We start from the raw sequence: 25,845 nt of genomic DNA on the forward strand, positions 1-25,845 counted from the left end.
CAATCTTATGGAACTGAAAAAAATAAATGAATCTATTTATTACTTAGAAAATGTTAGGGAAACAGACAGACCTATTTTGGGATATGTTGTAGGTGAGAACTTTTCAATTATGATTGATTGTGGGAATTCAAAATCGCATTTTGATGCCTTTATAAAGGGTTTGGATGATCACAATCTACCACGTCCCAAATATGCTTTGATTACGCACTGGCATTGGGATCATACCTTTGGTATACATGCTTTTGAGGGGGAAACCGTAGTATCATCAGCAACGAATGAGGTACTAAAGCGATTGAAAGCGTGGAAATGGGATGAAGAGTCCGTTATAAAACGTCTAGAGACAAAAGAAGAAATAGAATTCGCCTATAACTGTATGAAAAAAGAATATGATACGTTCGATAAGATTTCGGTCAGCACAGGATCGATTATTTTCAAGGATTCTTTAACATTGGATTTAGGGGGCATCACTTGCCAAATTCTCAAGGTAGGAGGGCCACATGAAGCAGACTCTTGTGTTGTATATGTTAAAGAAACGGAGGTTTTATTTGCAGGTGATGCACATAGTGGAGATTATTATCATGGAGAAGGTAAGATTGATCCCATAAAAATGAAGGAATATGTTGAGTTTTTAAAAAATCTTTCATTCACTACGTATATCCCAGGGCACGATGCCCCTATGAGCAAGGAGCAAATCATTCATGTGTTAAGTAGATTTTGTGAAGTGAGGTAAACAGGGACTCCCTTTCCCTATACCCACCCCGTAAACTCCAATATAGATGCTTTTGCAGATTGGGCTTCGGAATGTACGGCTTTACGCCATTGTTTGGGAGATTCGCCCATAAGCTTAGAGAAGCATCGATTGAAGCTGGAAATGGATTGAAAGCCGACTCGTTCAGAGATGGAGAGGATGGAAGCATCCGTGCTTTTTAACTGCTTGCAGGCCTCTTCAATGCGGGTGCTGTTTAGGAAATCTAGAGGTGCGGTCCCCATGATCTCATGGAATTTTCTGCGAAAATGAGTGGTGCTTAGATGGCACAGATCAGCTAGGTCATTGATGGTAATAGGTATCATATAGTTTTTGGTGATGTATTCCAGAACTGGAGAGATGACAAAATCACCTTTCAGGTTATGGTCTGTTTCTTGCTCTACTAAGGGTTTATTCCGGGAATGAATTCTAAGCAGTTCTATATAAAGGGATAACAATAAGCCGTAGGCACTTTCCTGATAGAAATTATTTTTTTGCTTCAATTCCTCTACGACCGATGTCGCAAGTGTATAAACCTTGGGATGTTCCTCCTTGTTCAAAATACAATTCATTCCCTTGATCGCCCATAAATTTGGCTCGAAGTCACTATAAGCGCTTTTGAATGAATGCTGAAAGAGCTCCTCAGGTGAAAAAAAGATATAAGACCAAAGACTAGCTTCATTTGGCGAACTATACGTGGTATGAGGCAGATACCTAGGGATGAAGGTCACATCTCCGGCTTTAAAGGGTACGGATTCACCTTTGATCTCCATGATGCCGCTATCCGAATGACAAATGCCAATCTCTAAATGGTTATGGAAATGGAGATGTTCACTTTTGATATCGGAAATCTTCCAACGTTCACCGCTTAGCAGTAAAATAGGAAAGTTTATCGGCAAGCTGTAGTGGCGGTATTCAATGACGGGCTTCTTTTTTCTGGGCATATTCTCAATACTCCCATTCTTATTACGTAGGTTGAGTAGATTATAGGTTAACGTTATATCAAATTCAACTATATAAAGAGAACTTGATATTATACAATTTGGGATAAAAGTGGCGGAGGAGAAGTTTGGAACTGTAGGAGCGTTAGCGTCCGCCTTTGTCTGCAGATTTCCACCGCGAAGAGCGGTATAAAATCAAGAAATCTGCAGACAACAGCGGCCGGAAGTCCAAACATTCTCTGTAGTCACGGCCAATCCCGAAATATAAGAACCACTAGTTTATGGTTGAAATTGCACAGTTTAGTTATGAATATGCTTAGAATCAGACCATTTTACTCCTTACAATAGAGTTAGTAAAGCGTTTACATAGGACGGACAGCTCTCAGCGCCAATGGGGGCGTGTGCGAAAGAGAGGAGAATCAAGATGCTTCAATTAACTTATGACAGAGAAGAGATTCTAAGCGTCATCGACAAAGTCGTTAGAAAAACAATGACGATGGATTTAACATGGGACTGGCCTTGTGGTGTGGCTTATTATGGGCTAACAAGAGCTTATAAAACGACAGGCAATAAAGAGTATTTGGATATGCTTGTCCAGTGGGCAGATGAATATATTGAGCTGGGCCTGCCGGACTGGACGGTAAATACCTGTGCCATGGGGCATATGCTGATTACCTTGTATGAAGAAACAGGCAATCAGAAATATTGGGATATTGTAATGAGCAAGGTGGATTATCTGCAGAACCATGCGCTCAGATTCGGAGATCATGTGCTGCAGCATACCGTATCCGTCTCTAATGATTTTCCAGAGCAGGCATGGGCAGATACGTTGTTTATGGCGGCATTTTTTCTGCTCCGTGTTGGAAGTAAATTAAACGATCAGGAAATGATCCAGGATGCCCTGAATCAATATTACTGGCATATCAAATACCTGCAAGACCCTAGCAGCGGCCTCTGGTACCATGGCTACAATAATGTGAAGCAGGATCATATGTCCGGACTATATTGGGGCAGAGCAAATGCTTGGGGCGCATATACCATGTCGCAAGTCAAAAAGCTTTTGAAAGAATGGTATTTGTATCCGGCGTGTATGGACGTGGAGTGTTCGCTGCGCGATCAATTGGCGGCACTCAAGCTTGTGCAAACGGAGAACGGCTTGTGGCGGACAGTGCTTGATGACGAAGAATCTTATGAAGAAGTATCTGCCTCTTGCGGGATAGCGGCTGCAATGATCAATAACGGCAATCCGCTGCATACCAAATATGTGCAAAAGGCGCTGAAGGGTATCCTAAGCAATATCAGCGAGGATGGACGTGTACTGGGAGTATCGGGCGGAACAGCGGTTATGAAGGACCGGGAAGGCTATCGCAATATTCCAAAAGACTGGATTCAAGGCTGGGGTCAAGGCTTAGCACTCTCTTTTCTGTCCGATATGCTCAAATAGGAGGGATCCAAGTTGTCCAAGCAAACAACGGGGGCCTTTACACTACCGGGCGAATCCGGTTATGAGGCACTGACCTTAGAGTTAGCTGAACGGTGGGGTGCCGATGTCATCCGTGACAGTGACGGTACACAGTTGTCCGATGAGATTATCAACGCAGGATACGGCATTTATTCTACAATCTGTATCATCAGAGATCATAACGAATGGGCATCCCAGAACCCTGATAAGCTACAGCAGAGCTTTTTAATTACTAATCCGAAGGTAGCGGTCGAAGATTATTTATCCATCTATTTGATGGAAGACTTTTTCGCTGAGCAATTCCGAGTAAATGATTCCAAAGAGGCGTTTAAGTACTGGCAGGTTTTTGACCGAACTACTGGTGAAGAGGTTCCAAAAGAACAGTGGAATTATGAGCGGGAATCAGGAAATGTAGTCATTACTGGAATTGCGCCTTGGCATAAATACACAGTCAGCTTCATGGTTTACCGGATTTGGGAAGAGATCTCCATGTACAATCACACCACGAATCACTGGGAAAAAGAACATCTAATGCAGATTGATCCCATCTATGTTGAAACGCAAAAGTATTTGCTCCATTGGATTGAAGATTGGTGCCGTAAGCATAAGGAAACAACGGTGGTTCGGTTTACGTCCCTATTTTATAATTTCGCCTGGATCTGGGGCAGCAATGAGCGCAATCGCCATTTGTTCTCGGACTGGGGTTCATATGATTTTACGGTAAGCTCAAGAGCGCTTGATCTGTTTGCTCAAAAATATGGGTATTCGCTCACGGCCGAGGATTTTGTGAATGGTGGAAAATATCGTGTCAGTCATATCCCGGCGCAGCAGCGCAAACTGGACTGGATGGCATTTATCAATGATTTTGTCATCGAATTTAGTAAGAAATTAATTGATATTGTGCATGGGCACGACAAGCTGGCATATGTCTTCTATGATGACAGTTGGGTTGGCATGGAGCCTTACAATGATCGTTTCGAGGAGTTTGGCTTCGACGGGATGATTAAATGTGTGTTCTCAGGGTTCGAGGCAAGAATGTGTTCAGGTGTAAAAGTAGATACCCATGAGATTCGGCTGCATCCCTACTTGTTTCCGGTTGGTTTAGGTGGTCTGCCTACCTTTATGGAGGGAGGGAACCCTACACTAGATGCCAAAAAATATTGGATCAATATTCGGCGTGCTCTACTCAGAGAGCCTATAGATCGAATTGGATTGGGTGGATATTTGCATCTTGTAGAGCCTTATCCGGATTTTTGTGATTATATCGAAAAGATTGCGGATGAGTTCAGAGTAATTAAAGAGCTGCATCATAAAGGCAAACCGTATCATATTAAGACGAAGGTAGCCATTCTGCACGCTTGGGGCAAATTGAGATCGTGGACCTTGTCTGGGCATTTCCACGAAACGTATATGCATGATTTGATTCATATCAACGAGGCTTTATCCGGATTGCCGATTGAAGTACAGTTCATTGATTTTGAGGATATCCGTCAGGGAATATTAAAAGATTGTGATGTAGTGATCAATGCCGGATCTGCTGGCTCAGCATGGAGTGGTGGAGAACGCTGGAGGGACAACAAGTGTGTGGACTTACTGACAAAGTGGGTGTATGAAGGTGGTACTTTTATAGGCGTGAATCAACCTTCAGCGCTTGAAGGGTATGACAGCTTTTTCAGAATGGCACATGTGCTCGGTGTAGATGAGGATACAGGCTCCAGAGTAGCGCATGGAAAATGGACATATGAAGTGAAGGATGAGCTTGGTGTAGTACCTATTGGGGCTAGCATAACACCCAAAAATAACATTTATCTTACTGATGGAGCAGCAGCGGTTGTGACTGAAACGGATGGTCTAATAACACTGTCCACCCATGCTTTCGGTAAAGGAAAGGGGATCTACCTTCCATCTTTCCAATTCAGCTTTGAGAATACAAGATTGCTGCTGAATTTGATTCGTTTGGCGGGTAATGAGTTCACGGAGATCAAGTACATTACGGACAACTTATATACAGAGTGTGCTTATTATCCAGAAAGCAAAATACTCGTGGTCATTAACAATAGCGATCAGCTTCAAAAAACTACGATTCATACGGAATATGGACAGCAAACCTTGGAATTAGATCCGTATGACACGATTATTAGAACTATTGGGGACTAGTAAGATTGAATAAAAAGCTCAAGCTGTGGCTATCCTGCCGACGCTTATGTTCACAATATCCCTCGCAACAATGACTATAACTAAACTCTCCCTTGCTGAGCATGGCCTGCCTCATCCATTATTTAACTAAGAAATGATTTGCAGCGCCATAAAAGATTGGAGACGATGTTTATTCATGAGGGACTTTGTAATCCGAAATCCGAAGGATGAAGATGCGGAGCAAATTGAAAGCATGGACTTTGTTCTAAAAATGCTATATCTGTACCATGGAGATCTAGATAAGCGAAATATGTTCTGTGCAGTGAGTGGCGACGGAGAGGTTCTGGCCGTTGCTCATCTGATGGAGCATGATACTTTTCATGCGGTTGGACATGATGAAGACCCAAAATTCAACAGATATCTTAATTACGAAATTATATTTGCAGAGAACGCCGAGGATGAAGGTATCAAAGCCGCACTGATTGAAGCATTAATCGGACGGGCCAGAGAAATTAAAGCTGGGTATCAAGAGAAGCGCATTATCATGGCTCAATATCTCGACACAGATGATCTCGAAGAGTTGAGCTTCTGTCTAGCGCGTGGATTTACGATTTGCGATACGATTGTCGTGTATAAATTTGACTTGAGTAGGGAGATTCCTAAGTATCCTTTATCAAAAGGGGTTCTGGTGAAGCCAACTGCACTGAACAATAGTGAAGCTCAGGAACAATATCGTCATGCTGAACTCGCAGCCTTTGACGGTGTGGCGTGGAGTCTGAACCATTTGGGGTGGATGCAGGGATCTCCCGAAATCGTTAATTTCTGCGCGTTTCATGGCGATCAATTGATCGGCAACACCTCAACCTGGAGAATCACGGACGAGAGGAGTGCAACGGAGAATGTATTCGTCATTCCTGAATGGCAGAAAAAAGGTGTCGCTCGTAACATCATCTGCACCGCTCTGAACTATCTAAAACAGCAGGGAAAAACAACCGCCACTTTGGGCACGCATGGTGATAATAAGAAAGCTATTAGGCTATACACTCAGATCGGGTATGAGTTGTGCGGTTCAAGATTTACCGTTGGCTATGAAATCGATTAATAAGCATTTACTAGACGACTTCGGTCGTCTTTTTTATTTACAAGGACTACTGATCTTCTTTATTGAATTATTACTAATAAGGTATTATTTTCAAAATAATATGTTTATTTAAAAAGGGAGTTTAGAGGAATGATTAGAATCTGCATTTGTGATGACGAGCAATTACATAGTTCCAAGTTAGAGAAGATTATTATGGATAGTGCAGGTTTGTATCAAAACATAGAGCTAGATATAGACATTTATGAATCCGGAAAATCATTGTTGAATGCTTTAAAAGCTAGAAACGAAGAGTATCAAATATTATTCTTAGATATTGAAATGGGGATTTTAAATGGAATCGAGGTCGCTAGGGAAATTAGAAAAATAGATAAAAATATGATTATCATTTACGTTACCAGCTATGACAATTACACCATGGAAAGCTTTGAAGTTTCTCCTTTTCGATACATACTAAAACCAATACAAGAAGAGCAAATAAGTAAAGTATTACTCCACGCAATTGATGAGGTTAGAAGGAATAACCAGTATTTATTCTTCAAAACTCAAAATCTTAACTATCAAATCAAAAGTGAGACGATTCTATCCATTTCATCTGAGAAAGGTAGGATTATACATGTTGTAACCGTTGATGACGAGTTTTCATTTTATGGCACGATAAAAGAGATTGAAGAAATGCTTGATCCCTTGTCCTTTATAAAAGTAAATCAAGGCACCATTTTAAATCTAAATTATGTACATATTGTTTCGGGAACCGATATTATTCTCACCAATAAAGAAAATTTCACAATTAGTAGAGGTCAGAGAAAGGTAGTTAAAGATGCTTATAACAACTTCATAAAAAGGAGGATTGGCTTTTGAGAAATTTTGAGTTTATGAGCATTGCGGTGCTAGCTATTCTTTATACGCTAGTTCAGGTAACATCTATTTCTATTTATTTCAATGGATTCCTTAACCTCAGAATTTCAAAGTATAAATTTTATTCCTTAACATTTCTTGCTATGGGAGTAATAAAATTATTGTCTAGTGATACAAACTCTATGGTTAAGTTGTTTTTATTTGTTGTTCTTTTGAGTATCTGTATACTGTATTCGTTCTACGGATCAATGGCTCAAAGGATCTACCACATTATCTTTTTTACGCTGATCACTACACTTGCAGACTTGGCGTTGTCTATTATTACATATAATTATGATCAAAAATTTGAAGGTCAGTTATTCATTATGCTAGTCGTATATTTTAGTGCAAACTTTTTATCGTTGTTAATTGTGATGTTGTCGGCAAAGCTGTTACTCTATTTTAGATCTGATAATGAGATCGGATTAAGTAATAAGGAATGTTTGTTATTAAGTATTGTGCCTTGTCTATCATTAATGAGTATATATTGGATTTTTCAGTATAAAGATATCAATCAATTCGTTCCATGTGTTTTTTTGTTAATTGTGAATGTGTGCATTATGCTGATTTACAATAGTTTAGAAGGGAAAAATTTTCTTATACATAAGTACTCCATAATGGAGACACAAAATAAATATTACGAAGAGAGCTTAGAGAATCAAAGAGAAATGTCTAAGCTAAAACATGATCTGAAAAATATTTTATTAAATATAGCCTATGGATTGGAGAGGAAAAAAACAGACGAGGTAAAAGAGGAGCTACAGGAGTTATTGAAAACCAATGTATTCTCATATAGATTATTAACCGGGTGTATACCCATCGATGCCATTCTTAATAGTAAGCTAGAACAAACCAAAAAGTATAATATAGAATGCACTTTAGACCTCCAAGTTCCTCATGACTTATTTATAGAACATACCATTGACCTAGCGGCCATATTAGGGAATCTTTTAGATAATGCCGTTGAAGCAGTACTTAGATTAACAGAAGAAATAAAAAAGGAAATTGAAATCAAAATAAAGTTTAGTGAGGGTAAATTATTCATAATCATTGTAAATTCGTCGAATCATGTGAATGTGGATTTCTCCTATGGGCGATTAATCTCTGAAAAAGGGAAAAATAGGTACGGCATTGGAATCAGCAGTATCAATGAACGAGTCAAAAAGTTAAAAGGATACTCAGACTTTTCGTACGATGAGGGCTATTTTAATTCAATCGTGGTCTTACCAATTCCATAAAATAAAAAAAAGGCGACTTTCCATTCAAAAGAATGAGAAATCGCTTTTTTATTTTGCAGATTACAACGAGTATTGTGCGGATTACAACGAGCATCAAAAAACAAAAAAAATATTGGTTTATGATTTCAATGTAGGTTATCAAGGGCATGAATATTCCAAAGTACAAAAAAAGTGAAATAGGGGGGAGCAAAGAGTCGCCATTGTGCGGGCTTTCATTATGCAAACTGTATCCATTTCTTTTTTGGACATGTGAATTCTAAATCAAATAGGAAAGGAGGGAGAACGTTATGATTCCATTAGTTGTATTAGTTGTTGTATTTGCTTTATTGACTATAACGCTATCATGTCTATGGCTCTACAACGATTGTATGTACCGAGGGATAAATCCTTGGATTTGGGTATTCTTAATGATTGCGACCACTCCCATATTGGGATTCATTTTATATTCTCTTATTGGAAAAAGAGGAATATCAATTACGGGTAAGTCTAGAAAGAATAAGTATATAGGATCTGCGGTTTTTATTACTATACTGTTGCTTATCTTTTCAAGTATCGGATTAGCATTTTATTCAGTGACATAGGTAGAAAAGTTAGATTCAAGCTGACAGTGCTCTGTAGAGTTTCTACAGAGCTTTTTATTATTGTTATAATTCATTTCAATATTTTACCGCCTATGCTACTATATCTACGATCATAAAAGGAATAATTTAGAAGATTGGGTGGATTTCATGGAAATCGGTGCTGTAACTTTGATTGTAAAAGACATGGAAAAGATGGCCACATTCTATCGGGACGTCATGAACATGGCTATAGAATGGGATGGTGGCGTATTTACCGGGGTTCAGCTAAAGAGTGGTGTATTTTTTAATTTGTGTCAGCGGGATGCGCTGAGTATTTCAGGACTAGGTTATCCCAATGGGTTGAATGGGACAATGGAAGTCTCATTTGGCGTTCTCTCACCTGAAGAAGTCGACAAGGAATTTGAGCGTCTGGTGAAGGCAGGTGCAACTCCTATAAAAGAACCTATTTCACAGCCCTATGGGTTGCGTGAAGCTGTTGTGGCTGACCCAGAAGGCAATTTGCTTGAGATCGTAGCTGGCATTCCACAAGAATAACTGGATATATACAATCACCCGAAAGGAAGAATTGCTCTTGAGAACCCCTATAACTAATGTAAACTGGCTTGAACACCATGAAATCATGGATGAGCTACTCTATCATGAAGCCAGCTTAACCACGCATCCGATGGATGATGGCTTTGAAGCAGAGGTTCTAAAGATCAATCTAGATCAGGAAAGCTATGTCTTGAAAACATGGAGTAAGAGCTCCAAACCAGATGTTCAGTTTCAATACCGTTTATTAGATGTCCTGTCCGAACGAGGGGTAGCTGTCTCTAAACCAGTGGGTTGGGGAATCAATCCGGACGGAAATAAGGTGTTGTTAACAAGCTTTGACGGAACGCCAATTCATAAAGTGAATAATAAGACAATGAAGGAGCTCGCGAGCATTTTAGCCAGAATTCATCAAATAGATATCGCTGAGCTGGAACATATACAACTACCTAAGTACGATTTCATCGACTACTTTTTTCCTGAAGTGAGAGAGCATACAGACCTTAATCAAGCTCTGATTTCTCTAGTGGAGCAAACTCCAATGAGACAAGATCGTATCATTCATGGAGATTTTCATTTAGGAAATATAGTAGAGGAACAACAGCGATTTACCGTCATCGATTGGACGAACGGCCAGTTGGGAGATCCTAGATATGATTTTGCATGGTCATTTATTCTGCTGAAAATCCACATCTCTGAGCGTTACGCTGATATGTTCCGTTCTGCTTATCTATTGGAGAATTTTATGAAACAGGAAGAGCTTGAGGTGTTCGAAGCTTGGGCTTGTCTAAGATGGATCTTACTGAATAGACGGGGCAGTACACCTAAAGGACCTAATGTATCGAAGAGGGTAAAGAGCATACTAGGAAGTAATCGATTCCTGAAAGATTTGGATTTCCAAGGGTTTAAATGAACTTCATCTTAAAAAAAATTACAATACAGACCGCAACCCTTTGCGAGGGAGGTGGTCTATTTACGTTTATTCGCTGCTTTCAATCAATATTCAGTTTGGGTGTTTATAATGCTTTTTATGAATCGGGGGATGTGCTTGTATAGACTTCGACTGTGAAAAGGAGGTTTTCCATGGTAAGGGCAATTCAAAAAACATTGTATCTCATACTGGCATGCTTCATAGGACTGTTTATCGCTTCCTCCTTTTTTATCCGGGCGAAATATAATTATTTCGTATATGGGGACACGCCAGTTTTGGAGAAGCAACAGCTCGGCCTTTTTATTCTAGGGATTGTGGTGGTGCTGGCGTTAAGCGTTATTTTGTATAAAATATGCCTGAAGCTTAATCAGTACAGTTGGAAAATCGTCATTCCAGCCATATTGCTATGTTCTTTTGCCATTCAGATCGTGATCATTTTTCTATTTCCTCGCTTGCCGACGGATGATTCGCAGACGGTGCTTTCACTGGCACTCGATATGCTGTACAGAAATGATTATTCATCTTTTGACACGACAGGTTATCTGCATATGTTCCCGTTTAACTTCTCGATTGTTGTGTACTTAAAGACGTTGCTACAGTTATTTCTGGATAATTATCTGGTAATCAAAATATTCAATATTCTATTTACACTCTTAACCTCGTTAATGATTTACCTGCTGTATAAAGAGCTCAAGGGTAAGTCTGAGGATCATGATTATGGCATTCTCGTGTTTGCCGCTACCTATATCCCTTCTTTGTTTATGAGTAATTTAATTTATAACGATGTGATCGCGACTGCCTTTTTGACAAGTGCTTTATATTTTGCTGTGAAATTTATAAAAAGAAAGTCCTTAAAGGATATTGTTTTCGCAGCCATCTTCCTGGCAGTCGGCAACTATTTCCGAAGTATTGGTGTTATTTTTCTGATTGCTGTGGTAGTCAGTCTATTGTTTAACATGCGTGCGATCGGGGTGAAAAAGGCTCTAAGCGCGTTGTTTATTACGGCTTTATTGTTTAATGTTCCAGGTTGGGCGCAAAATGCTGTGCTGCAGGCGACGAATGTCGTAGATGAACCGATTAACGAAAATTCCGCACCGGTCTATATGTGGCTGAATATGGGGATCAATCTGGAGACGTTTGGATTCTGGGATAACTGGCAGAGCTATACGATCTACCAGCAGGATGCCAATTATAATAAGGAAGAAAGTACGCAGCTATTTAAAGAGGAAATCAGCCATAAACTCTCCGAGGCGAGCCTAAGCGACGTAGTGAAAATGTATTATAAAAAAATCGTTTGGACCTGGACAGAAGGAACATACCAGATGGAACGATATGGACTTGGGAATGATGGATCATCCAGTAATGGTGGAAGAATGGGCTTTGTCATGGACCGTTATAGCTACACTAATGCTGCTACGGATCTATTTAAGGGGGATTCGAGCTACCGCAGCGGGCTACTGTGGTTGCTGTATGTCCTGAATTTTCTGATGTATGTTTTTATACTCGTTCGCTTAATCGGTGGAATAAGAGCCAAAAGATTTGAAGAGACCTCTTTGATTCTTGTGGTGCTGGGCTTTATCGGATTTTATCTACTATGGGAGATTAAGTCTCGATATATTTACCCGGTATATCCGCTGCTGATCGTGTTATCCTACATGGGTTTTAACGATGTATATGATTATATGTTAAAAAGATATTTTCCACGTTGACCATGTTTGCTCGGAAAGAGGGGGTTCAAAGATGCGGATCAAGCGATATCTCACTTTGCTCATAGTAGTGCTTAGTTGTTCCATGGTGCTCATCTCCTGTGACGCCATCACCGCTCAGAAGATATCAAGTACAGATTCTGGTTCAAGGGCGAACGGGGGACAGGGCTTTAACGGTGGTCGGGGTAAAGATGGAGGTAGCTCTCCCGGCATGAATGGTGGGACAAGAAGAAACGGCAGCCAAGGTACAGATGGAGGAGTTAGCGGGCAAAGTGGGCGACAGAGAACAAATTTCATGAACTTGCCCCAAGCTTACGAAGATTAAGTGTGATAGGATAAGATTACATTTAAATTCCCCGCGGGGGTAAGAAAAGAGAAAAGGGAGCAACATGAGAATCATTATATCGCCTGCCAAGAAGATGAAGATGGATACGGATTTTATGGATTGCCGCCAGATGCCGCAATTCATAAGCGAGTCGCAGACTCTTCTGGCCTTATTACAAAAGTTGAATTATGAAGAAGCCAAATCGCTATGGAAATGCAATGATGCCATCGCCACGCTAAATGTGGAACGGATTCGGGATATGGATGTAACACAGAATCTTACACCGGCTATCTTTTCCTATGAAGGTATCCAGTACCAGTACATGGCACCCGGGGTACTTCAAATGGAGGAGCTGGAATATCTTCAGCAGCATTTGCGGATATTGTCCGGGTTCTATGGAATCGTCCGGCCGTTTGACGGCGTTGTTCCGTACAGGCTGGAGATGCAGGCTAAGCTTAGCGGACCAGGTTTCAAGTCTATCTATGAGTTCTGGAACAGGAAGCTTGCAGATCAGCTATTTTCGGAGAGTGACATCATTCTGAATCTGGCCTCCAAGGAATATAGCAAGTGCATCTCCCCGTATATTGGCGGAAACGTTCGAATGATTAGCTGTGTATTCGGGCAGGAAATCGGCGGTAAGATCGTTGAGAGAGCGACCCTAGTCAAGATGGCCAGAGGTGAAATGGTACGTTTCATGGCTGAGCGGCAAATCACCTGTGTGGAGGATATCAAAGGCTTCGACGGGTTTGATTTCAGCTTTGCTGATGAGCTGTCGGATGAGAGTACGTATGTGTTTATACAAAAAAAGAATGAATAGAGTTAGTAGTACTACGGGTAATCTTGGAGGTGGTTGAACAACCAGCTTCAGGGTTACCTTTATTTTTGATTAGCGAAACTATATGGGAAATTCTAGTTTTTTAAAGGGGATAGATTGCAGTATAGAGAATAAAGTTCGGATGGAATAAGAACAGGTGAAAGAGGAGGGCTTATGATTTTTAAAAGAGATCCATTGGACAAACAGAGCTTACTTAAAGAATTGGATTCACTAGGCTATTCCGACAGAGTCAAAAAAGTAGCGATATTAGGCCGTGATCATCTTGGATCTGTCCAGTACTCCCAATTACTAGCCTCCTTGCTGGAGGATGGCGTTTATGAAGCACGACTTGCCTTAATTGGTGCCATTGCAACACATGATGCCCCTATTATTCTGTCAGCCCTGCGGCATCCCATGGCAAGTATCAGAAATACGGCTGCGGGTCTTTTGGCAAAGGTGGCTTCAGATGCTGATATTGAACGTGAGCTCCCCGATTTATCATATGATTGCCGCCGTAAGCTGCTGCACAGTATTTCACAGATTAACCGTCAGGAATTGGCGGAACGTTTATTACCTGTGGTGTACGACCGATGGGGAGCGGAGGAGGCAGCAATTGTACTGCAGGCCTGTTACTCGGAAACAGTTAGTAAGTGGCTTGCTGATATAGGATATGTCATAAAAGACTGGAAGAAACTAGCCAGCAGGCATCTTGACGTAGTAGCGGAATACTTTGAAACAACGCTAGAAAGCACACCACTCAGGGAAAAGGGATATGTCTGGTGGAGGTTCTCATCAGCTATGGAGATTCTATGCAATCTGAAGGCAGATCTGGTACTTGCGTGTGCGATGAATCATGGACCCGAGGGTATCATACATCCTGCGTTAAAGGAACAACTTGGCACGCTAGTACGCCAAAATCCGAATATGGTGTATCAGCTGCTGACACGAACGGAGTCGCGGAGCGATCTGATTTCTTATGGTGTGCCTGAAGGGGTTCTAAAAAGAAAAAAATATTTATCCATGGAGCAATGGATTGAGATAGCGAAATTACTCGCAGATCACCCGATGCATTTAGCGAAGTTGCTGCATAATATTGCACCTTCCAACCGCCAAGTGATTTTTGATGCCGTGTATGAAGAAGATAAACGCCAAGACCGTGTTTTTCCGGAAAGATTACTTTATGTATTACCGCATGCCTTGCGTGACAAGGAAGCCACCCGGATGCTTGGCCTTCGTGAAATCAATGATGACCGGGAGAGAACAATCAGACTCACCGCTTGCCGTTCGATTCTTCATTCAAGAGCGGGGCTTGAACAAGCAACAAAGGTATCCAGTTCAGAAGAACGTTCCACGGCGCTTATGCAACTGATCAGAAGTACGGTTCTGTCGAGACAGGGTATGCATGAGACTTTGGTATTTTTGGGTCGGATTAGAAATGAGCAAGATCCTGTTCGAGGTTTTGTGTTTAAGGAGCTTTCAGAAAGTCCTGCATCTGTGTTCACCGATGCCCATATACAAGAACTTACTATGCTTGTTGATAGTGTTATAGATGCCAGAGATACTTCATATGGTACGAAGTTTTCCGTTCAACAACTGGCATTTGCTATTCTCCGGCATAACGCACTAAATCCTCACAGTGAGTTGTTCAAGTTCTCTTTAAATACGATCCGGAAACTGGCCCAGCAGAACGGACAGCTTTCACTTCCATCGCTGGAGAAGAATTTACCACAGGGAGTAGAAGAGGTCATCTTTGATGAAATCTATACATTAGCTGTACAGGGCAACAAAAGAGAAGACTACAATCTGGTGCTTAGCCTGGCTAGCTCATTTGGTAAAAGAGGTTACGGCATCATAAAACTTCAGAATCTGTTAAAGGAAGCAACGAGGGCAAAGGCAGATTCTACAGCCATACAAGCGGCCAGATACTGGCTTGCGCCTCGTACAACACGTGATGCCAGAGTTAAGGAATTATTAGCTTTAGATAAATCGTATATTACGATCCATGAAGTATTCCAGCATCTGCATCTGAAGCGTCAAGAATGGCTCGATCCTTTTATTTCAGGGGCTGTCATTAAGGGCAAGTTCCTATCAGGCAAAACTATCTATCTTGTGCCGGCCGCGGATGGATTCCACAGATGGCTGCCACGTCAGCAACAAGCATTAAGTGCCTTATTAGAAAAAATTGCATACGATGCCAAACGTAATCTTTGGGAGCGTGCAAGAGTTATTAAGATCATGGCAAGCATGCCTGATCTCGGTTCGGATAGGTTACTTGGGCTTATGCAGGATAAGGAAGTAACTGTAGTAGAAGCTGCACTTCATGCCTTTTCACTTATGGAAGAACCGGAGAAGGCACTTCCCATTCTGCTGGAGAATCTGGATGGGGACCGGGCACGTGTAGCCATGTACTCGATACCCAGATGCATCCGCAGGGTGAATCCGGTGTTACTGGTTACCATGCTGAAAGAGCTTCTGAATCGGGATAAGCTGAAGATCACTGTCAGAAAAGAGGCCATCCGCTTACTGGGTGCTTATAGAAGCGATGACAGCATTCCGCTATTGATGAACGAGTTCGAGAAACCAAATGCACACAAGGATGTAATCATTGCCATAGGGCATGCTGCAAAACAGCTTTTAGATGATGAGCGCGCTTGGGAGATTTTAAGTGCAATGGCTGCTTCATCAGAAAGTGATATCGCAAGAAGCTTGTTATCCCAACGGCCTAATGATCTTCCGCTAGACTATAGACTTCGCTATTTAAAATTAATCATTGAAATCGGAAATCATCCGGATGGGTTTGTCGGCAAGTATGCTTTCAGTTCTATGATGTGGTGGACCAATGGAAATGAAGGCATTGTTGCAGCCGCCACCTCTCAGGCTATTACGGATTTGAAAGACAGCACTAGATGGGAATTTGCCATGAACACGCTGATACAAACCTGCCGCGATGGTAAGATCAATGAGGTTGTAATCGGCGTTTGTCAGAAATTAGCTAGTGCGACGATAAGGGATGAATGGAATGCAACTACCAGTAGAGATTTGCCTCATCGGCAACGTCTCCTGAAACTTATCAACCAGCTGAACGCTTTGCCAACAATCACCCGGGTGCACCTTAAACCTTTGTATACGGGATTGATTGAGTGTCTAACATCGGATGAGACTTTACAGCAAGTTGTGATGAAGCTGTATATAGCAGTAATAGACTGGAATAATGTGAAGGAATCCGCCGCTTATCTGAATCAGATGGTTAACTGTATTTCAAATCAGCCGCAGCTGTTGAGCGACGGCTATAAGCAGGTTGCTTATAATTTAAAAGACAGCACAGGCTACTGGAGTCCGGAGACTTTATTGGAAATTGTAGATGTGCTAGGGTCTGAGGGGAGTTACGAATCTCAGTATATTGGACTTTCGTTGCTTGAGGTTGCCGGAAGTGCTCTACTCTGGAGTCCAGAGCCTGCGGAGCGTTTGAGGGTGTACAGAAATCACACGAATATTGCGATTCGCTCACTTGCGCTAAATATTTGGACGGTGATAGATTAGTTTTCATATTTTTAATAAAATATAAACACCAAAAAAGCTCAGGCTACAATTCGGCCTGAGCTTTTTTGGTGTTTATTCAATTAAGCTTCCATCTTCTGCGCCGTATAAAGGCGGTGGTAAAGCCCCTTTTGTGCGATAAGCTCATCATGTGAGCCGCTTTCTGCGATGCCTTTGTTAGACACATACATAATGCGGTCGCAGTTTTTTACGGTGGACAGGCGGTGCGCGATAATGAACGAGGTACGTCCTTTAAGGAGCTCATTCAGACCTTTTTGCAGCAAACGCTCAGTCTTCGCATCGATCGATGAAGTGGCTTCATCTAATATGAGAATTCTCGGATCAGCCAAAAGCGTTCTTGCGAACGAGATGAGCTGCCGCTGTCCCTGAGACAGCTTGGAGCCACGCTCGTTGACCTCCGTCATGTAGCCTTGATCGAATTCACGGATGAATTCGTCGGCGCACACGGCTTTCGCCGCAGCAATCACTTCTTCCTCGGTGGCATCGAGTTTACCGTAACGAATATTGTCCAAGATCGTACCGGAGAAGATGAAGCTGTCTTGAAGCATAATCCCCATCTGGCTGCGCAGGGACTTCAGCGTAACCTGCGAGATATCCTGATCGTCGATAAGAATCTTACCGCTAGAAATATTATAGAAGCGCGAGATCAGATTGACGACTGTAGTTTTGCCTGCACCTGTTGGTCCCACTAGAGCGATGCTTTCTCCCGCTTTGATCTTAAAGGAGATATTCTCCAGAATATTGAGTCCTGGGTCATAGGCAAAGGTCACATCGTCGAAAGTGACATGGCCCTCTACAGGCCGCAGTGTCTTCGCATCCGGAATATCACTGACGGTAACGGGCTCATCCAGCGTCTCGAAGATACGCTCGAGATAGGCAACGGCGTTGATGAAGTTATTGTACAGGTTCGAAAGATTCAGAATCGGCTGCCAGAAGCGGGCAGCGTAGCTGCTCATCGCCAGAATGACGCCGAGGGTCATATCTTGTGGACTCAGTGTTAGTAGGCCTACAAGGAAAATCAATGATGTAACGATCGTAGACAAGTTGTCTACGGAGAACGGAATAAGTAAGTTGTAACGTTGAGCCTTCATCCATTCTGTACGGAAATTACCCGCGAGACGTGTGAAGATTCCTTCGTTGCGTTGTTCCCGGGAGAACATTTGCGTCACACCAATACCGCTGATACTTTCTTGCAAATAGGCGTTTAGGTTGGAGCTTTTATTGGATACTGCTTGCCAAGCCCGACGTTGCCGAGTTTTGATCAGCATCATGATGACAAAGAATACTGGCAGCCCTGCAAGGATGACAAATGATAGACGTACGTCAACAGCGAACATGAAGGCTGCGATAAAGAGCAAATTCACGATTTCTAGAATAAAGTTGATAATACCGTTGGATAACACATCTGAAACGGCATTAACGTAGTTTACGACCCGGATGAGAATCTTGCCTTGCGGACGGTCGTCATAATACTTAAAGGGCAACTCTTGCAGATGCTTAAACAAATCTGTACGGATGTCAAAGATAATATCCTGCCCAACACTCGTCATGATACGTGAACGAATAGTAGCCAGATAAACGCTGACCACAATGGTCAGAAGCATCAGTCCAGCCCAGCCCAGTAGCGCAAGCTTCGCTTTTGCCGGAATGGTCACGTCGATCACATGCTGCATGATCAGTGGAGCTGATAGTGAAATGGCCGCTGAAAGTGCACTGAGGATAAATGCAACAATCATTGGCGTTTTCTTTCGTTTGATGTATACCATCGCACGCCGGAAGTGTTTTATATTAAACGGCGATTCCAGATTCTCATCGACGTCGAATTTATTCCTTGCCACTTGCGGTCACCTGCCTTCCAATACCCTCGTTCTGCAGTTTAAACACATCGTAGTAGTAGCCTCGTTTCGCTAGCAGTTCGGCGTGGGTGCCTTCCTCAACCAGCTTCCCGTTATCCAGAATGAGAATACGGTCAGCCTGCGCGGTCGTAGATACACGCTGCGCGATAATAATCTTCGTGCAAGGATAATCCAGCTCGCGTAGACTTTTCTGAATATGCTCCTCCGTCTCAAGATCGACAGCAGAGGTCGTATCATCCAGAATGAGGATCGGACGGCGAACTGCCAAAGCACGTGCTAAAGCGATACGCTGTTTTTGACCTCCAGATAAGCCGACTCCTCGTTCTCCGACAACGGTATCATAACCTTCAGGCATTTTGGTAATGAAGTCATGTGCGGCTGCGAGCTCGGCAAAGCTTATCGCATCTTCTTCCGGAAGATCAGGATCACCATAGGCGATGTTTCCATCGATAGTATCAGAGAACAAGAGCACATCTTGGGTCGCCATGCCGATATTATCGCGCAGCTCATCGAGCTCCAGCTTTCGGACATCAACGCCGTCGACGAGTACACGTCCCTCGGCTACGTCATAGAAGCGAGGAATCAGGTTGATGATTGTTGTTTTGCCTGATCCGGTCGAGCCCATGATTGCTATGGTTTCACCAGGTTCAACGCTAAAGCTAACATCATCAAGTACGATAGCGCTGTCATATTTGAAGCGGACATGATCGAATTCAATACGGCCTTCGTAACGGCGTTTGTTAGTAGACGTATGCTCGTTTACGATATTAGGCTTTGCGTAATAGATATCAATGATTTTGGACAAGCTCGCAAAAAAGCGCTGAATGTCGTTGATAATAATACCAATGTTGCGCATAGGGTTGGATATAGCCCAGATCAGTGAAGAGAAAGCTGTAAATTCACCGAAGGTGATCCGGCCGTTCATCAGGAACAAACCACCTGCCAGCATTAGAATGACGTTGAAGCCCTGAGCGAAGGATTCCAGAAAAGGAAAGTAATCAAGCCATACAAGGGCGGCCTTTTTGTTCGCTGTAGAGTAATTGACATTCTTCTCCGTAAATTTTTGAACTTCGAACTCTTCGCGGGCAAAAGCCTTAACCACACGGTTGCCTGAAATATTCTCCTGAGTAGTCGTGTTAAGCTGGGACAGCCGCTCACGCAGGTCAATATACATAGGACGGACGCGTTTAGCGAATATGTAAGCCACGATAAAAATGGGCGGTGACAGGATTAGCATCCACAGCGTTAGCTGAGCATCTATGGTGAAAAAATAGATAACAGCAGCAATGAAGATCGTTAGCGATTCAATGATCGTTTTGAAAATCCATGCCATCGAGTGCCGAACCATGTCCAGATCCCCGGTCATCTTGGTCATGAGATCACCGGTACGGTTACGGTCGTAATATTCTCTGTCCTGTCCTTGAATCTTGTTGTACAAAAAAATACGGATATTGTACATCATGTTTTGCGAGGATCTTTCGTACTGCATGGTTGTAATATAAGCAAGTCCTGTGCGCAGTAGAGAAAATCCAATCATGCCCAGACAGAGCATAATCAATAATTGCCGTTCTTGTGTAAGATTCTGCAGCGCATTGTCACCTGCTATAAACGTATCGACAATGCGCTGACTGATGTAAGGGTTTACAATCGTAAGACTTGAACCCACTACTGAGAGGCAGAGCGCTAGAATGTACCGTGTCCGGTTGCCCTCTAAGTTCTGCCATAGCCATTTCAGTTCGAACATCTGATCACCTGTTTCTGATTGTTCTTGTTCTTTCACTCTTGCCTGAAAAGAGTGAATAAAACAAAGTGATTATAACATTATCAATTGACTAAGTATCGTTTACGGTAAAATTTCCTTGTTACATTATTGTTACAAAAAAATGAACTTATTAATGATGTGAATTTATCCTTGAGTAATGAGGGTTTGCCATTCGGGCTTGGGCGTTCTAATTATGATAAACTGAAACAATGTAAAGTGATTAGGCTTGGTTTGGATAGAGACAGGAGGATGGAAAATGAGCTTTGTTGCTGTCAAAAATGAGTACAAGCGTTACAAAATGGGTGAAAGTGTGATCGTTGCCAACGACGGAATTGATTTTGAGATAAATAAAGGTGAGTTTGCAGTGATTGTCGGCCCCAGCGGTGCGGGCAAATCGACGGTGCTTAATATTCTTGGCGGGATGGATTCTGCTGACGAAGGCCAGGTCATTGTGGACGGTACGGACATTGCCAAGTTCAGTGCCAAGGAGTTGACGGGCTACCGCCGCAATGACGTGGGTTTTGTGTTCCAGTTCTATAACTTAGTGCCGAATCTTACCACACTGGAGAATGTTGAGCTTGCTTCTCAGATTTCCCCGCGTGCACTAGATGCGCGTAAGGTGTTGGAGGATGTGGGATTAGGTGCACGGCTGGATAATTTTCCGGCTCAGCTGTCTGGTGGCGAGCAGCAACGTGTCGCTATCGCTAGAGCGCTAGCTAAACAGCCGAAGCTGCTCCTCTGCGATGAGCCAACTGGTGCGCTAGACTACAATACTGGTAAGCAAGTGCTTAAGCTGCTTCAGGATACCTGCCGTAACACAGGCACTACGGTCATCGTAATCACGCATAATTTGGCGATTGCGCCAATGGCAGACCGGGTTATTGAGATTAACAATGCTAAGGTACGGAAGATGGTAACCAATCCTTCGCCAGTATCCGTTGAAGATATCGAATGGTAAGGAGAAGGCATCTATGAAAAAGCGTGCGTTATGGAAAGATATTTTTCGTGAAATTAGGCACACTAAGGCCCGATTTATTTCGATTTTTGCAATCATTATGCTGGGCGTTAGTTTCTTTTCTGGCATCAAGTCAGCCGGTCCAGATATGCTGGATACAGCCGGAACCTTTTACCAAGAGACGAGACTAATGGATCTGAAGGTGCAGACCAACTATGGTCTGACCGAAGATAACATCGAACTGCTGAGCGATGTACCGGGGATCGATGAAGTCCAGCCGGGTTACAGCGCAGATGTGTTCAGCGGCGATAATGCTTTGATACTCAAAGTCCATTCTTACAATTCAGATAAACCTCTTAACCAGTACAGTATGATTGAAGGACGTCTTCCAGAAGATTCCGGAGAAATCGTATTGGATGACAAGCTGGCTGGAAAGTATGCGCTGGGCGACAAAATAACGTTCAGCGGAGCTGGAACGGATGCGGAGTTGTCGAACAACTTTGAAACTTTGAATTATACTGTTGTGGGCTTTGTGCGAAGTCCTCAATTTATAGAGAAGAGTACCCGGGGTACCAGCGGAATTGGTAAAGGGACGGCGGATGCATTCGCAGCGATCCCAGAGTCAGATTTTAAGCTCCCGGTCTATACGGAAGCCTATCTATCCTTCAAGGATACAACCGGAGTGAAGGCTTATTCACCAGAGTATGAGGGATTGATCGAACAGCATACCAAGTCAGTAGAGCAGGCGATGTCCAGTGTGCCGGAAGCTCGGCTTGCGGAGATGCGCGCGGAAGGTGAGAAAGAGCTGTCCAGTGGACGAGGCAAGGTGGCCGCCGCCGAGAAGCAGCTCACCGATTTAAAGCGCCAGCCAGAAGTGGTGCAGCAGGGACAAGCTGCAAACATGAAAGCCATTGCTGATGGGCTGGTCTCTGCCAAGGCGGAACTGGCTGCAGGGGAGCAAAAGCTTGCAGAACTAGGGCTCCCGAAGGTCTATGTCACTGACCGCAGTGCCAATCCGGGATATGCCGAATATAAAGACAACGCTGATCGATTATCGGCAATTGCGAGTGCTTTCCCGGTATTCTTTTTCCTGATTGCTGCGCTGGTCAGCTTGACGACTATGACTCGAATGGTCGAGGAGCATCGTTTGCAGATCGGGACACTTAAAGCGCTTGGGTATGGCAACCGTGACATTATGGCCAAATTCTTGGTTTATGGTACACTTGCCAGCTTGACGGCTTCGGTTGCGGGACTTGCGCTCGGTTTTACCATGTTTCCAACCATTATATATAATGCGTACAGTTCGCTTTATAATCTGCCGGATCTTATCAAAAGCTTCTATCCGTCGTATTCCATCATTTCCATTATAGTGGCGCTTATCTGCACTACATTGACGGCTTGGATTGCCGCACGTGTAGAGCTGCGTAGCAATGCTTCTGTGTTAATGCGTCCGAAGGCGCCAAAGAGCGGGCAGCGGATTCTACTGGAGAGAGTTACGTTTGTATGGAAACGGCTGAGCTTTGTTCAGAAAGTTACCGCACGGAATTTATTCCGCTACAAGCAGCGGATGTTCATGACTGTGTTCGGCGTGGCCGGCTGTACGGCGCTGATTCTGACCGGGTTTGGTCTTAAAGACTCGATCGGCAGCATTGCCCCTCAGCAGTTCGGCACGATTATGAAATATGATGCACTTGTAGCGCTGCATGAAGATGTGTCTGCTGATGCGCGGGATGCCTACGAGCAATTGATCACTGGCGAGTCCACTATAACTGGATCACTAAGTGTGGCACAGGAAACGATGAAAGCGCACAGCAGTGGTGTAAATGATCAGGATGTGCATATGTTCATCCCTGCATCTGTTGATGCGATATCCGATTATGTGGAGCTGCGGGATCGAGTGAGTGGAGAAAAACGCACGCTTTCGGACGAGGGCGCTATAATCTCGGAGAAGCTGGCTAAATTATACGGGCTTGAGCCCGGCGACCAGTTGAATGTGGTGGACAAGGATAACGAGACATTCAAGATTAAGGTCATAGGGATTACAGAGAACTATGTAATGCACTATGTTTATATGACACCTGCGTATTATTCTTCCGTATTTGGACAAGAACCGGTGTTCAACACAGAGCTGCTGAACTATACCACGCACGATAAATCATGGGAGGACAAGTTCGGCGAGAAGCTAACGGACAATGAGGGAGTGGCCGCGGTCAGCTTTTCCAGCAACGTAGGTACTGCCTTTGATGACACCATGAAGAGTATGGATGTTGTAACCTTGGTACTCATTGTATCAGCTGCTGCTTTGGCTTTTGTCGTCCTCTACAATTTGACCAATATTAATGTCTCTGAGCGGATCAGGGAACTATCAACCATCAAGGTATTGGGATTTTATGATAAGGAAGTAACGTTGTATATTTACCGCGAGAATATGCTGCTAAGCCTACTTGGTATTGTAGCCGGATCGGGTCTTGGCATTATATTGCACAGCTTCGTCTTAAATACAGCTGAGCTGGATGCGACGATGTTCGCGCCGATTATTAAGTGGCCAAGCTATGTGTATGCCGCGCTATTAACACTGCTGTTCTCAGGCATAGTCATGGCTTTCATGCATATTAAGCTCAAACGGATTCATATGATTGAGGCGTTGAAGTCGGTAGAATAAGCGGAGCTTCCACACCAAAAACAAAAGTTGATCCTACTTAAACACAAAGGACCGCTTCGAACAGCCATTGTTATGGCTACTCGAAGCGGTCTCTTTTGCTTTGAGAGGCGATGGAATCTTTTAACGTGAGCCGATCGATAACTTCATATGCAGGATAGGAAAAGGATTCCCCTGTTCATCCAGTGCAGAACGCTCAAAAACTTGAAAACCCATATGCTCATAGAAACCTAAGGCCTGCGGATTTTGTTCATTTACATCAACGTAGCGTACGTTCAGTGTCTGTATAGCATAAGCAACGAGCGATTTACCAATTCCTTTTCCCATTGCAGCAGGTTCTACGAATAGCATTTCAATCTTGTTATCCTGAATCCCTATGAATCCAAGCGATTGGTCATGGTCATCTATAAAAGCAAGCAGATGACTTATATGCTCCATCCCTTGTATAACCAGTGGCCGCAACGTATCAATGTCCTGTTCAGACAGGAATAGATGGGTATGCCGCACAGATAATTCCCAAATATTCAGTAGACGGTATAAACATTCTTCATTTCTAGCGGTGATTGGTTGTATCGAGTCCATGTCTTCCCTCGCATTTCCACTTAATTTGAAGAAGATGAAGCTGCAGCCGCAGCCGACGCAGCCGCAGCCCCAGCAAGAGCAGCCTGCTGTGCGATCACAATATTAGTGATGCTGGTGGAAAGCATCGAGGTTACAATGCCGCTTTGTACATCCTCTACATATTTGAAGGCTACCAGCGCAGCTGACAGCAGTAGCAATTCCTGCTTTACAATGGACCAGCTGCCAAAGCCTTTTTTGGTACGCAGTAATTCGAAGGTCTCTGAGACTTCCGTAACCATGTCCTTATTGTTGGAGGAGAGCAAAGTTAGCACGCCCAGCGAAGAAAGGGTATATTCCTTATCTAACCGGATGCCATGTGCACGGAACGCATCTCGTAATGCCAGTACACGATCCGCTGCTTCTGAAGCTTCTTTTCCAAGAACCAGTACCTGTGTCAGAGCTTGCACACTGTTCCCCGACATAAATTCAGGCTTTAGTGTAGTGTAAAGCTGCTCCATCCGGTCGATGCCGCTGTCCACGTCGATATCGGAAAGGCCGAGCATGGCAGAGAAGATATAATCATCATGTCCGGTAAGGAAACGGTGCTTCGCTTTCATACTATCGTAAAACATCTTTGCGCGTTCTACCGTACGCTGATACTGATCTGTTGTCGTATTAGCGGCGATTTGATAAGCGGCAACGACGAGATAATCAGAGGCTCTAAATTTGACGTCCTTCAATAAGTCATACACGGTCAGTGTGTTTGCAAGCTGTTGTTCCTTGTCAGCAGAAAGAGAGAGCATAGTAGCAATACTGATTGCCGAGTTCCCCCTAAACGAAGAAAACATTCCGGTATTTTCTTTAATAAGCTCGTGGCTCGCACGAATCGCATCCTCATCTGCACTTTTATTCTCTGCTGTGTACAGTAACCCCGCCAAACGGCTAACCATTGCATTATGCCAAGGAAAAGCCTTTTTGATCCTCTGCGCGTTCTCTGCGAACAATTCAACCCTTGCAGCATACTGCTCATTCATTGGATACACCCCTCAGTTATCTATAATTCATAATATTACGAAAATTTTCTGAGT

19 protein-coding genes are annotated in these 25,845 nt (G+C 43.2%); 14 read left to right on the forward strand and 5 right to left on the reverse strand.

Annotated elements, in window-relative coordinates; genetic code table 11:
* The first annotated feature begins 7 nt into the window (after positions 1–7).
* Positions 8–730 carry an MBL fold metallo-hydrolase gene (locus MKX35_RS25310; protein ID WP_076300266.1) on the forward strand — a complete coding sequence of 241 codons (723 nt, stop codon included), beginning with the start codon at positions 8–10 and terminating at the stop codon, positions 728–730.
* A 17-nt stretch (positions 731–747) separates the two neighbouring features.
* Here the strand turns inward: MKX35_RS25310 and MKX35_RS25315 are convergent, their stop codons facing one another.
* On the reverse strand, positions 748–1,689 hold the full coding sequence (locus MKX35_RS25315; protein ID WP_076300267.1) for an AraC family transcriptional regulator: 942 nt from the start codon (positions 1,687–1,689) through the stop codon (positions 748–750).
* Between the two features lie 421 nt (positions 1,690–2,110).
* Between MKX35_RS25315 and MKX35_RS25320 the strand changes: the two genes are divergently transcribed.
* From MKX35_RS25320 to MKX35_RS25370, 11 genes are all read left to right on the forward strand, one after another.
* Positions 2,111–3,130 (forward strand): glycoside hydrolase family 88/105 protein, encoded by a 1,020-nt coding sequence (locus tag MKX35_RS25320; protein WP_076300268.1) that lies wholly within the window; start codon positions 2,111–2,113, stop codon positions 3,128–3,130.
* A 12-nt stretch (positions 3,131–3,142) separates the two neighbouring features.
* Positions 3,143–5,305, forward strand: coding sequence for a 1,3-beta-galactosyl-N-acetylhexosamine phosphorylase (gene gnpA, locus MKX35_RS25325; protein WP_076300269.1), 2,163 nt, complete (start codon positions 3,143–3,145; stop codon positions 5,303–5,305).
* Positions 5,306–5,480: 175 nt separating this feature from the next.
* Positions 5,481–6,386, forward strand: a complete 906-nt coding sequence (locus MKX35_RS25330) for a GNAT family N-acetyltransferase (protein WP_076286113.1) — start codon at positions 5,481–5,483, stop codon at positions 6,384–6,386.
* A 129-nt stretch (positions 6,387–6,515) separates the two neighbouring features.
* Positions 6,516–7,244, forward strand: coding sequence for a LytR/AlgR family response regulator transcription factor (locus MKX35_RS25335; protein ID WP_076300270.1), 729 nt, complete (start codon positions 6,516–6,518; stop codon positions 7,242–7,244).
* 653 nt (positions 7,245–7,897) lie between these two features.
* The gene (locus MKX35_RS25340) at positions 7,898–8,518 is read left to right on the forward strand and encodes an ATP-binding protein (RefSeq protein ID WP_339302271.1); all 621 of its coding nucleotides are present in this window, start codon (positions 7,898–7,900) and stop codon (positions 8,516–8,518) included.
* 728 nt (positions 8,519–9,246) lie between these two features.
* Positions 9,247–9,633 carry a VOC family protein gene (locus tag MKX35_RS25345; RefSeq protein WP_076300273.1) on the forward strand — a complete coding sequence of 129 codons (387 nt, stop codon included), beginning with the start codon at positions 9,247–9,249 and terminating at the stop codon, positions 9,631–9,633.
* A 37-nt stretch (positions 9,634–9,670) separates the two neighbouring features.
* Positions 9,671–10,543, forward strand: a complete 873-nt coding sequence (locus MKX35_RS25350; RefSeq protein ID WP_143759535.1) for an aminoglycoside phosphotransferase family protein — start codon at positions 9,671–9,673, stop codon at positions 10,541–10,543.
* A 170-nt stretch (positions 10,544–10,713) separates the two neighbouring features.
* Positions 10,714–12,270, forward strand: a complete 1,557-nt coding sequence (locus tag MKX35_RS25355) for a glycosyltransferase family 39 protein (RefSeq protein WP_076300275.1) — start codon at positions 10,714–10,716, stop codon at positions 12,268–12,270.
* Positions 12,271–12,301: 31 nt separating this feature from the next.
* Complete coding sequence (locus MKX35_RS25360; protein WP_076300276.1) at positions 12,302–12,592, forward strand: hypothetical protein; 291 nt, start codon at positions 12,302–12,304, stop codon at positions 12,590–12,592.
* Positions 12,593–12,656: 64 nt separating this feature from the next.
* Positions 12,657–13,409: a peroxide stress protein YaaA gene (gene yaaA, locus MKX35_RS25365; RefSeq protein ID WP_076300277.1), complete on the forward strand. Its 753-nt coding sequence runs from the start codon at positions 12,657–12,659 to the stop codon at positions 13,407–13,409.
* 171 nt (positions 13,410–13,580) lie between these two features.
* Positions 13,581–16,946 carry a HEAT repeat domain-containing protein gene (locus tag MKX35_RS25370; protein ID WP_076300278.1) on the forward strand — a complete coding sequence of 1,122 codons (3,366 nt, stop codon included), beginning with the start codon at positions 13,581–13,583 and terminating at the stop codon, positions 16,944–16,946.
* Between the two features lie 80 nt (positions 16,947–17,026).
* Here the strand turns inward: MKX35_RS25370 and MKX35_RS25375 are convergent, their stop codons facing one another.
* Both MKX35_RS25375 and MKX35_RS25380 read right to left on the reverse strand, forming a co-directional pair.
* Positions 17,027–18,802, reverse strand: a complete 1,776-nt coding sequence (locus tag MKX35_RS25375; protein WP_042184891.1) for an ABC transporter ATP-binding protein — start codon at positions 18,800–18,802, stop codon at positions 17,027–17,029.
* Entirely contained in the window at positions 18,789–20,564 is a 1,776-nt protein-coding gene (locus MKX35_RS25380) for an ABC transporter ATP-binding protein (protein ID WP_076286122.1), read from the reverse strand. The genes MKX35_RS25375 and MKX35_RS25380 overlap by 14 nt, the downstream gene beginning before the upstream one ends.
* A gap of 274 nt (positions 20,565–20,838) precedes the next feature.
* Here MKX35_RS25380 and MKX35_RS25385 point away from each other — a divergent pair, with 274 nt between their 5' ends.
* Together MKX35_RS25385 and MKX35_RS25390 are read left to right on the forward strand one after the other, a co-directional pair.
* Entirely contained in the window at positions 20,839–21,540 is a 702-nt protein-coding gene (locus tag MKX35_RS25385; protein WP_042184895.1) for an ABC transporter ATP-binding protein, read from the forward strand.
* 13 nt (positions 21,541–21,553) lie between these two features.
* Complete coding sequence (locus MKX35_RS25390; protein ID WP_076300279.1) at positions 21,554–24,199, forward strand: FtsX-like permease family protein; 2,646 nt, start codon at positions 21,554–21,556, stop codon at positions 24,197–24,199.
* Between the two features lie 120 nt (positions 24,200–24,319).
* On the opposite strand, the gene MKX35_RS25395 is transcribed toward MKX35_RS25390, so the two are convergent.
* The gene (locus tag MKX35_RS25395) at positions 24,320–24,778 is read right to left on the reverse strand and encodes a GNAT family N-acetyltransferase (RefSeq protein WP_076300280.1); all 459 of its coding nucleotides are present in this window, start codon (positions 24,776–24,778) and stop codon (positions 24,320–24,322) included.
* A 20-nt stretch (positions 24,779–24,798) separates the two neighbouring features.
* Complete coding sequence (locus MKX35_RS25400; protein ID WP_076300281.1) at positions 24,799–25,791, reverse strand: DUF4003 family protein; 993 nt, start codon at positions 25,789–25,791, stop codon at positions 24,799–24,801.
* Between the last annotated feature and the right edge of the window lie 54 nt (positions 25,792–25,845).

Source organism: Paenibacillus sp. FSL R5-0923, assembly GCF_038009145.1.
Lineage (GTDB): Bacteria > Bacillota > Bacilli > Paenibacillales > Paenibacillaceae > Paenibacillus_AQ.